The following is an 11,910-nucleotide window of genomic DNA, read 5'->3' as shown; positions in this document are numbered from 1 at the left end:
TCAGGGTGTAGCCATGTCGCCGGTTCGGTTCTAGAAGGCACCCGTTGGGGACATAGACACCCTCAGGTAACCACCCCCCGGAGCGCTTTCCGATCTGAACGGGATAGGCTCCAGAGCGCTTTCCGGTCTGGTGGACTCATCAGATCGACCAGAAATCGCTCGGGACATGCTCAAGGGTGTCAGAGATGGAGCCGCCGATGGAGCCCGGATCGCCCGATCACGAATGGCGCGAGGATTGCGCGCCGCGGCGCGTGCTGGAGATCTTCTCCAGCAAGTGGACCAGCATGATCCTTCATGTGCTGCAAAGCCGCCTCGGCGGCACCGCGCGCACCGGGGTTCTGCTGCGCAGCCTTCCCGGCATCTCGAAGAAGATGCTGACCCAGACCCTGCGCGACATGGAGGCGTCCGGTCTCGTCAGCCGGCATGTCCACGGCACGGTGCCGCCGGCGGTGGACTACAGCCTGACGCCGCTCGGCCGCCGCTTCGTCGAGCCGATCGAGCTGCTCTATGGCTGGGCGCGCGACAATGCCGACGCGCTCGATGCACTGGCCGTCCGGCCGAAAGGCTGAGCTTCCTTAAATCGCTCCAGATTCAAAGCTTGAGCATATCCTTGCCGTTCAGATCGGTTCGATCTGAACGGGATATGCTCTAGCGCGCGAGGCGGATATAGCGGTTGTAGCGCCGCTCCAGCAGCTTGAAGACGTTGGTGATCACCAGCGTCAGTAGATAGTAGATCACGCCGGCTGCCGCGAACATCTGGATCGGCATGTAGGTCTGCGAGGCCGCATATTGGGCGGCGCCCATCAGGTCCATCAGTGTGATGGTCGAGGCGAGCGAGGTGCCCTTCAGGAGGATGATCACCTCGTTCGAATAGGCCGGCAGGATGATGCTCCACGCCCGCGGCAGGATCACCTTGCGGTAGGTGGTGAACAGCGACATGCCGCAGGCACGCGCCGCCTCCACCTCGCCGCGCGGCACGGCCAGAATGCCGCCGCGCACGATCTCGCCGGAATAGGCCGCCGTGTTCAGCACGAAGGTCAGAAGCGCGCAGACATAGGCCTCGCGCAGGAACGGCCACAGGAACGAGTGGCGGATGAACGGGAACTGCCCGAGGCCGAAATAGATCAGGAAGATCTGCACCAGCAGCGGCGTGCCGCGGAAGAACAGCGAATAGGCGGTCGCCGGCCCCTTGATGAACGGATTGTCCGAAATCCGGCAGAGCGCGACCGGAATGGCCAGCACGAGGCCGAGCAGCGCGGAGATGGTGACGAGCTGGATCGTCAGCCAGGTGCCGTAGAGATAGCGCGGTCCGTAGAGCCCGATGAGCGGAAGATAGGTGTCCATCGTCAGGTCCTCCGCACGCCGCGGTTCGCGCGCTTCTCGAGGGCGCCGATGGCGGCCATCGACACCAGCGTGATGATGAGGAACATCACCGAGGCCGCGAAATAGAAGGTGAAGGCCTGACCAGTGGTCTGCGTCGCCTGGTTCGCCTTGCGCATCAGATCGTCGAGGCCGACGATCGAAACGAGCGAGGTGTCCTTGACCGAGCCCTGCCAGAGATTGCCGAGGCTGGGGATGGCGATGCGCCAGATCTGCGGCATCTGAATGTAGCGGAAGGTCTGCCAGCCGGTGAAGCCGTAGGCCCGCGCCGCCTCGATCTGGCCCTTCTGCACCGCCTGGAAGGCGCCGCGGAACGTCTCCGACGCATAGGCCCCGAAGATGATCGACAGCGCCGTCAGGCCGGCGCCGAACGGGCTCACCTGCAGGCTGGCATCGGGAAACAGGTCGTTCAGGAACTGGGTGCCGCCGAAATAGATCACCAGCAGCACCAGGAATTCCGGGATGCCGCGCAGGAAGTTGGTGACGGCATAGGTCGGCTTCGACAGCCACGCGTGATGCGAGAGCTTGGCGAGCGCCAGCAGGATGCCGAGGACCAGCCCGATCGCGACCGTGCTCACGGCCAGGAGGATGGTCATTTGCAGGCCCTGCAGCAGCAGGGGGAGATACGCGATCAGATTGTCCATCTCGCCATCCGTTTCGCCAGAATCCTCGCTGTTCCCGCGGGGGAGGCGGCGTCGGCCGGGGCCGACGGTCGCACCGGCGCGCCCAGTGCCGCAGACGCGGCGCCGGGCGCGTCGGCGAACGCGGTCAGGACCGCGGCAGAATGCTGAACGGGATGTACTTCTTGTTGATCTGCTCGTACTCGCCGGAGGCGATGATCTCCTTCAGCGCGGTGTTGAACTGGTCCTTGAGGGCGGTGTCGCCCTTGCGGATTCCGATACCGGCGCCGACGCCGAGGGTGGCGTTGTCGTAAATCGGGTCGCCTTCAACCTGGAAGTTCGCGCCCTGGGGGGTCTTCAGCCACTCGTCGATCACCACGGAATCGGCGAACACGAGGTCGATGCGGCCGCTGACGAGGTCAAGCGTGGCGTTGTCGAGGGTGTCGTAGAACTGCACGTTCACGCTCGGCAGCTTCGCGGCCATGTAGTCGGCCATGGTGGTGCCGCGCTGCACGCCGACCGTCTTGCCCGACAGCCCCTCGGCGGAGATGGTCATGGCGTCGCCCTTCGCGCCGACGAACAGCGCGGGGGTGTTGTAGTAGGGACCGGCGAAGTCGATCGACTTCTCGCGGTCCGGCGTGATCGACATCGAGGCGATGATCGCATCGATCTTCTTCACGAGGAGCGCCGGGATCAGTCCGTCATAGGACTGGTTGATGATCTTGCACTCCACCTTCATCTGCTTGCAGAGCGCATTGGTGATGTCGATGTCGAAGCCGGTCAGCTCGCCCGAGGGCAGCACGTAGGCGAACGGCTTGTAGGCGGCTTCGGTGCCGATGCGCAGCACCTGCTGTGCGGAGGCGGGCGCCACGGCGACGGCCTGGGCCGCGACGACCGCGCCGAGACCGAGAAGGGCGGCCAGGGAGAATTTCTTCATGGCTCAGATCCTTTGAACGAAACGAGAAAACGAACTCAAGCGCCCGCCCGGCGGCGGGCTATTTCAGGCTGCCGGAGAGGAACTGGCGGAACCGCTCGGAATTGGGGTTCGCCATCACGTCCTTGGGCACGCCCTCATCTTCGACGCGCCCCTGATGCAGGAACATGACCTTGTTCGCCGCTTCCTTGGCGAAGCCCATCTCGTGGGTGACGACGAGCATGGTCCGGCCCTCGGCGGCGAGGTCCCGCATCACCTTCAGCACTTCGTTGACGAGTTCCGGGTCGAGCGCGGAGGTCGGCTCGTCGAACAGCATGACCTCGGGGTCCATCGCCAGCGCGCGGGCGATGGCGACGCGCTGCTGCTGTCCGCCGGAAAGCTGGCTCGGGTAGAAGTGGCGCTTGTCGGCGACGCCGACCTTGGCGAGCATCGCCTCCGCCTTGTCGGTCGCCGATTTCCGGTCCTTGCCGAGCACGTGGATCGGCGCCGCCGTCACGTTCTCCAGGATCGTCATGTGCTGCCAGAGATTGAACTGCTGGAACACCATCGACAGCTTGGCGCGAATGCGGTCGACCTGCTTCATGTCGATGGGGGCGGCGGCGCCGCGGCGCTGGCCCATCTTGATGAGCTCGCCCTTGACCCGCACCTCGCCGGAATCCGGCGTCTCGAGCAGGTTGATGCACCTGAGGAAGGTGGATTTGCCCGAGCCCGAGGAACCGAGGATCGCGACCACGTCGTGGTCGCGGGCCGTGAGCGAGATGCCCTTGAGGACTTCGTGCTGGCCGAATTTCTTGTGGAGTTCCTTCACGTCGAGCGCGATGGGCTTCATCGCGGCATCCTGCGTCTGTCCGGCCTCGCTCACGGAGCCTCCCTTCCCACCATGCCTGCGCGCAGCGAACGCGCGGCTGCCTTTCGGCGCCCGCCGGCATGGTCGCCCAGTCCCGTCGGCACGCATGCGCGCCGCTCACCCCTCGTCCCGCCGCCTCTTTGAGAGGCGTGTCCGGATTTTCAGCACTCTATGCGTATTCGGTTGAACTCGTCTACGTGCAGATGTAGCCCGCGGCTGGTGTCGGGTGGCCTGCCGGCTCCGCTTGCCGCCGCATCTTGTCGGGGCGATCATGGCGGGCGCCGGCGCCCGATCACCCGGGATCCGGGGCGGATCCGTGGCGCGCGGCCGGCCGCAACATATTGGATTGCCAATGAACTCTGCCGAACCGGGCGCCGGGAATGCCGCCGCACCCGCCCCTTGGGGCGCGGAACGGAGGGTTGCGCCGTGACCGCGCTTGAGGTCGGCGGCGCGCGCTATCTGCCGGGCCTGCTCGACGCGTCTGCCCAGGCCGCGCTCGTTGCCGAACTGCAGGCGGCGATTGCCGAAGCGCCATTCTTCCGGCCGCGGATGCCGCGAACCGGTAAGCCTTTCTCCGTGGAAATGACGAATTGCGGCCCGCTCGGCTGGGTTTCCGACGAGACGGGCTATCGCTACCAGCCGTGCCACCCCGTGACCGGCCGGCCGTGGCCCGCCATTCCCGCGCCGCTGATGGACCTGTGGAAAAATGTCGCCGGCTGGCCCGCGCCACCGCAGGCCTGCCTCGTCAATCTCTACCGCGCGGGCGCCCGCATGGGGCTGCACCAGGACCGCGACGAGGCCGATCTCGGCGCGCCGGTGCTGTCGCTCTCGCTCGGTGATTCGGCGGTGTTCCGCATCGGCGGCACCACGCGCGGCGGGCCGACGCGCTCGGTCACGCTCGCGTCCGGCGACGCGGTCGTGCTCGAAGGCGCCTCCCGCCTCGCGTTCCACGGCATCGACCGCGTGCTCGCCGGTTCCTCGCGGCTGATCCCCGGCGGCGGGCGCATCAACCTCACGCTCCGCCGCGTCACCCCGTCGGCGGGCTAGAGCCTATCCCGTTCAGATCGAACCGATCTGAACGGCAAGGATATGCTCAAGCTTTTGAATCTGGAGCGATTTCTTGTCGACCTGATGTTGCCATCAGATGGACAGGCGCTCTCAGGGCGACGGCCGTCAGCCGCGCCAGCGCCCCGAGGTCCAGAGATCGTCGAGCGCGGGGCGATAGGTCGGGTAGCGGAACGAGAAGCCGAGCCTTTCCTTCACCGCCCGGTTCGAGACGCGCTTGTTGTCCGAATAGAACGAGCGGGCCATCGGCGTCATCTCCGCCTCGTCGAACGGCACCTCCGGGGGCGGGGCGATCCCCATCAGCCCGGCGGCATAGGACACCACGTCCTGGGGCGGCGCCGGTTCGTCGTCGCAGAGATTGAACACGCCGCCCGCCCGCTTCGCCGCCGCAAGCTGCGTCGCCGCGGCGATGTCGTCGACATGGATGCGGTTGAACACCTGCCCCGGCTTGATCACGCGCTTGGCGGTGCCCTCGGCGAGGTTCTTCAGTCCGTTGCGGCCGGCACCGTAGATGCCGGCGAGGCGCAGCACCGTGACCGGCACGCCGATGCGCTCGCCGAGGCCGAGCCAGTCGGCTTCCGTCTCGATGCGGCGCTCGCCGCGCTCCGACGTCGCCGCGAGCGGGGCGCTCTCGTCGATCCAGCCGCCGTCATGGTCGCCATAGACGCCGATGGTGGAATAGTAGCCGATCCAGGCGAGGTTACCCGCCGCCGCGATGTCGTCGGCGTGCCGGCGCAGCAGCGGATCTCCCTCCGCGTCCGGCGGGGCGGAGACGACGAGGTGGGTCGCGTTCCGGATGGCATCCGCGAGCGCCGGCACCGGTGCGGTTCCGTCGAAGGCGATCGGCTCCGCGCCGAGCGCGCGGATCGCGGCGAAGCGGCCGGCGTGTCGGGTCGTGGCCACCGCGCTGCCGAGGCCGGCGGCGACGGAGAGGGCGAGGAACGCGCCCGCGCTGTAGCCGCAGCCGACCACCACCAGCCGGGCATCCGGACCCAGTGCGGGCGTGGCGGCGGTCTTCCCGGCCGTCGTGTCAGCAGGGTTGGCAGCGGGATTGGCAGCGGTCATCGCGGGGGTGTCAGCCATTCGGTCCTCGTCTCTGGGTCGGCTTCGCCGGCAAGGCGGCGGTCGCGTTCGGCGGCGAAGGTCTCGGGCGCGAGGCGGCCGAGCGCCCAGGCGGCCGCGCCGCGCACCACCGGGGCGCCATCGTCGAGCCGCGCCGTCACGGCGGGCAGCAGGGCCTCGTCGCCGCTGTTGCCGATGGCGACGAGCACGTTGCGCACGAACCGGTCGCGGCCGATGCGCTTGATCGGCGAGCCGGAGAACAGCGCCCGGAAGCCGGCATCGTCGAGGGCGGCGAGATCGGCAAGGCGCGGCGCGGCGAGATCGTCGCGCGCGGCGAGTTTCGTCTCGCGCCCGGCCTCGGCGAACTTGTTCCACGGGCAGGCGGCCAGGCAGTCGTCGCAGCCGTAGATGCGGTTGCCGATGCCGGGCCGCAGATCCACGGGGATCGGCCCCTTGTGCTCGATGGTCAGATAGGAGACGCAGCGCCGGGCGTCGATCTGGTAGGGCGCGGGAAAGGCCGCCGTCGGGCAGGCATCGAGGCAGGCCCGGCACGAGCCGCAATGGTCGCGCTCCGGCGCGTCGGGGGCGATGTCCAGCGTGGTGAACACGGCGCCGAGGAACAGCCACGAGCCGAACCGCCGCGAGACGAGGTTGGTGTGCTTGCCCTGCCAGCCGAGCCCGGCTTCGGCGGCGAGCGGCTTCTCCATCACCGGGGCGGTGTCGACGAACACCTTGATCTCGCCGCCGGCCCTGGCGACGAGGCTCTGGCCCAGCATCTTCAGCCGGCCCTTGATGACGTCGTGATAGTCGCGGTTGCGGGCATAGACGGAGATCAGGCCGGCACCGGCATCGTCGCGGGCCGCCCAGGCGTCGGGGGCCGGGCCGTAATTGAGGCCGAGCATGATGACGGATGCGACATCCGGCCACAGCCGCCGGGGGTCCGCGCGGCGCTCCGGCGCCTCGGCGAGCCAGTCCATGGTGCCGTGGCGGCCCGCATCGAGGAAGGCTTCCAGGCGGGTCGCGCGCAGGGCGGCGTCGCCGGGCCGGGCGATGCGGCAGTCGTCGAAACCGAGTTCGGCGGCACGCGCCAGCACAAGCCTGCGCGCGGCCTCGGGCGTCAGAAGTCGAGGTCGTCGTAGCTCGGCGACGGCGGCAGGCCGCGGATCGTCTCGGCAAGCAGCGACCGGAACGCCGGCCGGGACTTGATCCGGGCGTACCACGTCTTGACGTGCTCGCTGTCGCTCCACGGCACCTCGCCCAGATAGTCGGTACAGCTCAGTTCGGCCGCGGCGGCGAGGTCGGCGAAGGTCAGGCGGTCGCCGGCCAGCCAGTTCCGCGTCGCGGTCAGATATTCCATATAGCGCATATGGTGGCGCAAATTGGCGCGCGCGGCCCTCAGGATGGTCGATTCCGGCGCGCCGCCGCCCATCGCGGTCGGCATTTCCAGCTTGTAGATGCGCTCGTGGACGAAGTGGCCGACCGCTTCCTCGTCGAATTTCCACAGAAACCACTCGACCAGCCGGCGGGTTTCCGCGCGCCGGTCGGGATGGTCCGGCATCAGCCGCTTCTCGCCCTGGGCATAGCCGCGGGTTTCGTCGAGATATTCCATGATCGGCCCGGCGCCGACCACGGGCGGGCCATCGTTCTCCACCGCCACCGGCAGGGTGGCCGCCGGGTTCATCGCCAGGAAGCCCTTGCGCCGTTCCCAGTGCTTTTCCAGCACCAGTTCATGACGCACGCCGTACTCGGCGAGGACGAGGCGGATGAAGCGGCAGGCGGGAGAGAAGGGTTGATGATAAAGGATCAGCATCAGGATCGCATCGGGCTTGCGCGAAGGCGGAACTGGGCGCGTCGGCTGCGGGCTTGGGAACGGACCGGGGCCGCGCGCTTCAGGACGTCAGCATGAACGGGTCGGCATGATCATGGTGGCAAGAGCATGTCGGCAAGAGCATGTCGGCATGATCATTTTGGCACGGGCATGGCGGCTCGACCGGGTCATGTCACCCGACTTCTTCCGTCGCGTCGCCGGTCGGGTATAGTGCGCCCGCCCGCCGGGAACAACAGTCTCGCGTCAGGCGGCGGCCGATTTGTCGAATCGGCCCCGAGCGCCGGGTTTTGAGGAATTTTGCCGATGGACGTGAAGACGCTGTTCGACGCGGTGGTGCTCGGTGTGGTCGAGGGGCTGACCGAGTTCATCCCGGTCTCGTCGACGGGCCACCTCTTGCTGCTCGGTCATTTCCTCGGCTTCAAGAGCACGGGCCGCGCCTTCGAGGTGCTGATCCAGTTCGGCTCGATCCTGGCGATCGTCGGCGTCTATGCCACGCGGCTGTGGTCGGTGGCGCTCGCGCTGCCGACGAGCGCGCGGGCACGCCGCTTCGTGGCGAGCGTCGCCATCGCCTTCCTGCCGGCGGCGATCGTCGGGGTGCTCGCCCACGACTTCATCAAGCGGGTGCTGTTCGAAACGCCGCTGGTGGTGTGCGTCACGCTCCTGCTCGGCGGCATCGTGCTGCTGGTGGTGGACCGCCTGCCGCTCAAGCCGCGCTATGGCAGCGCCTACGATTATCCGCTCTGGCTCGCGCTCGTCGTCGGCTGCTTCCAGACACTGGCGCTGATCCCCGGCATGTCGCGCTCCGGTTCCACCATCGTGGGCGCGCTCCTGTTCCGGGCCGACAAGCGCTCGGCGGCGGAGTTCTCGTTCTTCCTGGCGATGCCGACGATGGCCGGCGCCTTCGCCTACGATCTCTACAAGAACCGCGATGCGCTCTCGTCGAGCGATATCCTCATCGTCGCCATCGGCTTCGTCGCGGCGTTCGTCTCGGCACTCCTCGTCGTGCGCCGGCTGCTCGATTTCGTCTCCCATCACGGCTATTCCGTCTTCGCCTGGTGGCGGATCGCGGTCGGAATCGTCGGCATCGCGGCGCTGTGGTTCACCGGCGGCCTCGGCTTCGGCGGCGGCTCGCCGGTGGCGACGCCGGCGGTGGAACAGCAGCCGGCCGGCGATTCCGATGCGCCCCGCGTCGTCACCACCACCACGATCCGGGTGACACCGCCGCCGTCGGACTTCCCGATCCGCGACACCGGCAGCGCGCCGCTGCCGCCGGTGACCCCGGTCCAGACCCGGCCGGTCGAAAGCGCGCCGAAACCGGCTCCGGCAGCCCAAGCCGGTGCCGCGCCGGCGCAGACGCCCCCGGCCTCCGGTCAGTTGGGCAGCGGTTCGTCCGTTTTCGACCAGACATTCTCGATCTTCGACAACAAGCAGCAGCAGCCGCAGGGCGCGCAGTAACGCGCGTCCGGTCCGAACCGAGCGGACGGGACGTCCGGCTCGCAGGACGGGAACCGGGCATCCCCGCGTCCGGCCCGTCGCGCGTTCGCGCGGCGGTCGATAAGCCCGACGCGGAGCAGGCGCCGCCGCGATGCGACGGCCGCCATGGAGGACCGGCGCATTCCGGTTGCCACGACGGCTGCCGCGTCGCGCGCAAACGCCGGGCAGAAAACAAAAAGGAAAAGGGGTTCCGAACCAGACCGGCGGTCGTTCCGGCCGGCTGATCCCTCGCGCCGCTGTTGCGCCCTCGAAGGCATCACGCCGGAGAACGACCGGGGAGGATTTCGGGATCGGAGTACATCCGTCCGTCTCCCGACCCGCCCGAGGGGCAATCCGCGGCTGCCACGCGCCGGGCGGTTCTCCACACTGTCTGGTTCGGCTGGACTACAGATGGGGTGCCCGATCCCGCTTTCAAGGGGCGGGGGTGTTTCGGCCGGCCCTGTCCGTCCGTCGTTTGCGGACCCGGCCTGTCGTTCCATGCACCTCGCGGGCGGCTCCGTTGCGGGATGCGGCATTGCAATGTCGTTTTTGCATCGCAACATTGCGCATGGGTTGCCGCCGGGTGTCCGGCGGACGGGGCGATGGAATGAGGATGTTCGGCAATGGCCGGCTTGTCCAAAACGTTGCTCGACCTTTCCGAGGGCCGCCGCCAGTGGGAACGCCTGTTCGCCGCTGGCGCCGCCGCGTCGGGGGCGGAGACTCGGCCCGGCCTTCTGGAGCGCGTGACCGACTTCGGCGCCAATCCCGGCCACTTGCGCATGTGGAGGTTCTTGCCGGTAGGCCTGTCCGCCAACGCGCCGCTCGTCGTCGTGCTGCACGGCTGCGGCCAGAGCGCCGAAGGCTATGCGGTGGGCGCGGGCTGGGTGTCGCTCGCGCAGCGCCACGGCTTCGCCCTCGTGGTGCCCGAACAGCGCCGTCTCAACAATCCCAAGGGCTGTTTCGGCTGGTTCGATCCACAGGATGTCGCCGGGCCGCGCGGCGAGGCCGCCTCGATCCGCAAGATGGTCGCCCACGCGCTCGATGAGTACGGGCTCGACCGCCGCCGCGTGTTCGTCACCGGGCTTTCGGCGGGCGGCGCCATGGCGGCGGCGCTGCTGGCCGGCTTTCCGGATGTGTTCGCCGGTGGCGCCCTGGTCGCCGGCGTGCCGGTCGGGGCGGCCAGCACCGTCCGCGGCGCCTTCAAGGCCATGTTCGAGGGCGTTGCCCGTTCGCCCACGGAATGGGCGGCGCTCGCCCGAGAGGTGGCGCAGCGCAACGATGTCGTCCACGACGGTCCCTGGCCGCGGGTTTCGATCTGGCAGGGCGACAGCGACGAGACCGTGGTGCCGCTCAATGCCGACGAAAACGCCAAGCAGTGGACCGCGCTGCACGGCCTCGACGGCGCCGTGCCGGCGGTGGAGCGCATCGGTGCCGATACCCGCCGCTTCTGGCGCGACGACCGTGGCCGCATCGTCGTCGAGCAACACCTGATCGCCGGCCTCGGCCATGGAACCCCGGTCGATGGCCGGGAAGGGCAGGGCGACGATCCGTTCCTGCTCGATGTCGGCCTGCCGTCGAGCGCCCGCATCGCCGCGTTCTGGGGCCTTGTCGGAGAGGCCCCCGAGGCCGCCGGCAAGGCGACCGCCGAACCTGCCGGCGCGGCGCAGTCCGGCAAGGCGGCGGCCGGCCGTGAACCGCCGGCGGTCACCCCGTCGCGGTCCGGCGCCAATTCTTCTGGGACCAAGTCTTCCGATGCCGGGTCTTCCGAAGTGGCGTCTTCCCAGGCCGTGGCGCCACCCGTGGCCGAAGCCGTCCCCATCGCGGCCGACGCGGCCGAAGCTGCGCCCAGCGCGCCACCTTCGGAGCCGGGCGTCGACCGCTCCGTGCCGGAAGCCTCGGCCGACCGCAGGCCGGCTGGTGCGCGCTCGCGCGCCGAGACCGCGCCGGATGAGATGCCGTTCGCCGCGAGCACGGCCTCCGCCGGACCGGACGCCTCCGTTCAAGGGCCTCGCCGCCATGGCTGGCCGGCGCCGGACGATGACGCCGCCATCGGCGATGCGCCTTCGCCCCGGGCGGAGGGGCCGCCTGCCCCGGCCGGGGTAGGGGAGACGCCTCTGCCGGCCGTCACCGGCGACGAACGCATCGGAAGTACGGCTGCTTCGGCGCCCCCTCGCGGCCGGCTGCGCGCGGCGGCCGCATGGGTCCAGCGCTCTGCGCGGGCGCTCCTGAAGCGGCTGCGGTAGAGTTCCCGACCCGCCGCGGTGCACCTGATCGAGAGCAACCGCTTCGGCACCGCCCGGGGCCTGTTCCGGCGCGCTCGCGCGGCCGCTACGCCCGGTGCGAGAGGATATTGATCACGTTGCCGAGGGGATCCCGGACGAAGAACCGGCGCACGCCCCATGGCTCGTCGGTGAGTGGATAGACGATCGCGAAGTCCGCGAGCCGCGCACGGTCGTGGACCGCCTCCACATCGTCGACTTCGATCGACAGGCACGGGACCGGCGTTCCCGAGCCTCCCGTGCTGGCGACACTCACCTGCACCTGCTGGTGTTCATGACCCGCGAAGGTCAGGATCCAGTCGTGATCCATCGCGACATCGAGACCGAGCAGGTCCTGATAGAACGCGCGCGCTTGTTGGGGATCGGGTGCCGCCAGATTGGCGACGATCCGGAGAACGGTCATGGCCTCTGCCTTTCAGCGC

At 68.8% G+C, this 11,910-nt stretch carries 11 protein-coding genes and 1 pseudogene; 4 read left to right on the top strand and 8 right to left on the bottom strand.

Annotation, left to right across the window (positions count from 1 at the left end; all coding sequences use genetic code 11):
- Nucleotides 1-197: 197 nt before the first annotated feature.
- The gene (locus BUF17_RS05730) at nt 198-569 is read left to right on the top strand and encodes a winged helix-turn-helix transcriptional regulator (RefSeq protein ID WP_073627170.1); all 372 of its coding nucleotides are present in this window, start codon (nt 198-200) and stop codon (nt 567-569) included.
- Between the two features lie 79 nt (nt 570-648).
- Here BUF17_RS05730 and BUF17_RS05725 read toward each other — a convergent pair whose 3' ends face one another.
- The 4 genes from BUF17_RS05725 to BUF17_RS05710 all read right to left on the bottom strand — a co-directional run bounded on the left by BUF17_RS05725 (nt 649) and on the right by BUF17_RS05710 (nt 3,763).
- Nucleotides 649-1,344: an ABC transporter permease gene (locus tag BUF17_RS05725; protein ID WP_073626495.1), complete on the bottom strand. Its 696-nt coding sequence runs from the start codon at nt 1,342-1,344 to the stop codon at nt 649-651.
- A 2-nt stretch (nt 1,345-1,346) separates the two neighbouring features.
- The gene (locus BUF17_RS05720; protein WP_073626493.1) at nt 1,347-2,024 is read right to left on the bottom strand and encodes an ABC transporter permease; all 678 of its coding nucleotides are present in this window, start codon (nt 2,022-2,024) and stop codon (nt 1,347-1,349) included.
- A 124-nt stretch (nt 2,025-2,148) separates the two neighbouring features.
- Complete coding sequence (locus BUF17_RS05715) at nt 2,149-2,937, bottom strand: lysine/arginine/ornithine ABC transporter substrate-binding protein (RefSeq protein WP_073626491.1); 789 nt, start codon at nt 2,935-2,937, stop codon at nt 2,149-2,151.
- Nucleotides 2,938-2,995: 58 nt separating this feature from the next.
- Complete coding sequence (locus BUF17_RS05710) at nt 2,996-3,763, bottom strand: ABC transporter ATP-binding protein (protein ID WP_073627168.1); 768 nt, start codon at nt 3,761-3,763, stop codon at nt 2,996-2,998.
- 444 nt (nt 3,764-4,207) lie between these two features.
- Here BUF17_RS05710 and BUF17_RS05705 point away from each other — a divergent pair, with 444 nt between their 5' ends.
- Nucleotides 4,208-4,828 (top strand): alpha-ketoglutarate-dependent dioxygenase AlkB family protein, encoded by a 621-nt coding sequence (locus BUF17_RS05705; protein WP_073626489.1) that lies wholly within the window; start codon nt 4,208-4,210, stop codon nt 4,826-4,828.
- A gap of 126 nt (nt 4,829-4,954) precedes the next feature.
- On the opposite strand, the gene BUF17_RS05700 is transcribed toward BUF17_RS05705, so the two are convergent.
- From BUF17_RS05700 to BUF17_RS05690, 3 genes are read right to left on the bottom strand one after another with little or no spacing between them, the layout of a single operon-like run.
- Entirely contained in the window at nt 4,955-5,929 is a 975-nt protein-coding gene (locus BUF17_RS05700; protein WP_244530774.1) for an SDR family oxidoreductase, read from the bottom strand.
- A complete protein-coding gene (gene queG, locus BUF17_RS05695; protein ID WP_073627164.1) occupies nt 5,908-7,029 on the bottom strand; it encodes a tRNA epoxyqueuosine(34) reductase QueG in 1,122 nt (373 codons plus the stop codon). The genes BUF17_RS05700 and queG overlap by 22 nt, the downstream gene beginning before the upstream one ends.
- A complete protein-coding gene (locus BUF17_RS05690; RefSeq protein ID WP_073626487.1) occupies nt 7,026-7,718 on the bottom strand; it encodes a glutathione S-transferase family protein in 693 nt (230 codons plus the stop codon). The genes queG and BUF17_RS05690 overlap by 4 nt, the downstream gene beginning before the upstream one ends.
- A gap of 321 nt (nt 7,719-8,039) precedes the next feature.
- Between BUF17_RS05690 and BUF17_RS05685 the strand changes: the two are divergent.
- Nucleotides 8,040-8,843 (top strand): annotated as a pseudogene (locus tag BUF17_RS05685) (undecaprenyl-diphosphate phosphatase); the annotation flags it as partial.
- Between the two features lie 989 nt (nt 8,844-9,832).
- Nucleotides 9,833-11,452 (top strand): extracellular catalytic domain type 1 short-chain-length polyhydroxyalkanoate depolymerase, encoded by a 1,620-nt coding sequence (locus BUF17_RS05680; RefSeq protein ID WP_073626483.1) that lies wholly within the window; start codon nt 9,833-9,835, stop codon nt 11,450-11,452.
- Nucleotides 11,453-11,537: 85 nt separating this feature from the next.
- On the opposite strand, the gene BUF17_RS05675 is transcribed toward BUF17_RS05680, so the two are convergent.
- On the bottom strand, nt 11,538-11,891 hold the full coding sequence (locus BUF17_RS05675) for a glyoxalase superfamily protein (RefSeq protein WP_073626481.1): 354 nt from the start codon (nt 11,889-11,891) through the stop codon (nt 11,538-11,540).
- Between the last annotated feature and the right edge of the window lie 19 nt (nt 11,892-11,910).

The sequence above is a fragment of the Pseudoxanthobacter soli DSM 19599 genome, assembly GCF_900148505.1.
GTDB lineage: Bacteria > Pseudomonadota > Alphaproteobacteria > Rhizobiales > Segnochrobactraceae > Pseudoxanthobacter > Pseudoxanthobacter soli.
The sequence above is the reverse complement of the archived record's forward strand: the minus strand, read 5'-3'. Positions and strand labels throughout refer to the sequence as shown.

Coding starts and splice junctions, on each gene's coding strand:
- BUF17_RS05700 (WP_244530774.1), bottom strand. CDS start 5,929: ATGGCTGACACCCCCGCGATGACCGCTGCCAATCCCGCTGCCAACCCT.
- BUF17_RS05720 (WP_073626493.1), bottom strand. CDS start 2,024: ATGGACAATCTGATCGCGTATCTCCCCCTGCTGCTGCAGGGCCTGCAA.
- BUF17_RS05690 (WP_073626487.1), bottom strand. CDS start 7,718: ATGCTGATCCTTTATCATCAACCCTTCTCTCCCGCCTGCCGCTTCATC.
- BUF17_RS05680 (WP_073626483.1), top strand. CDS start 9,833: ATGGCCGGCTTGTCCAAAACGTTGCTCGACCTTTCCGAGGGCCGCCGC.
- BUF17_RS05715 (WP_073626491.1), bottom strand. CDS start 2,937: ATGAAGAAATTCTCCCTGGCCGCCCTTCTCGGTCTCGGCGCGGTCGTC.
- BUF17_RS05730 (WP_073627170.1), top strand. CDS start 198: ATGGAGCCCGGATCGCCCGATCACGAATGGCGCGAGGATTGCGCGCCG.
- BUF17_RS05675 (WP_073626481.1), bottom strand. CDS start 11,891: ATGACCGTTCTCCGGATCGTCGCCAATCTGGCGGCACCCGATCCCCAA.
- BUF17_RS05710 (WP_073627168.1), bottom strand. CDS start 3,763: ATGAAGCCCATCGCGCTCGACGTGAAGGAACTCCACAAGAAATTCGGC.
- BUF17_RS05725 (WP_073626495.1), bottom strand. CDS start 1,344: ATGGACACCTATCTTCCGCTCATCGGGCTCTACGGACCGCGCTATCTC.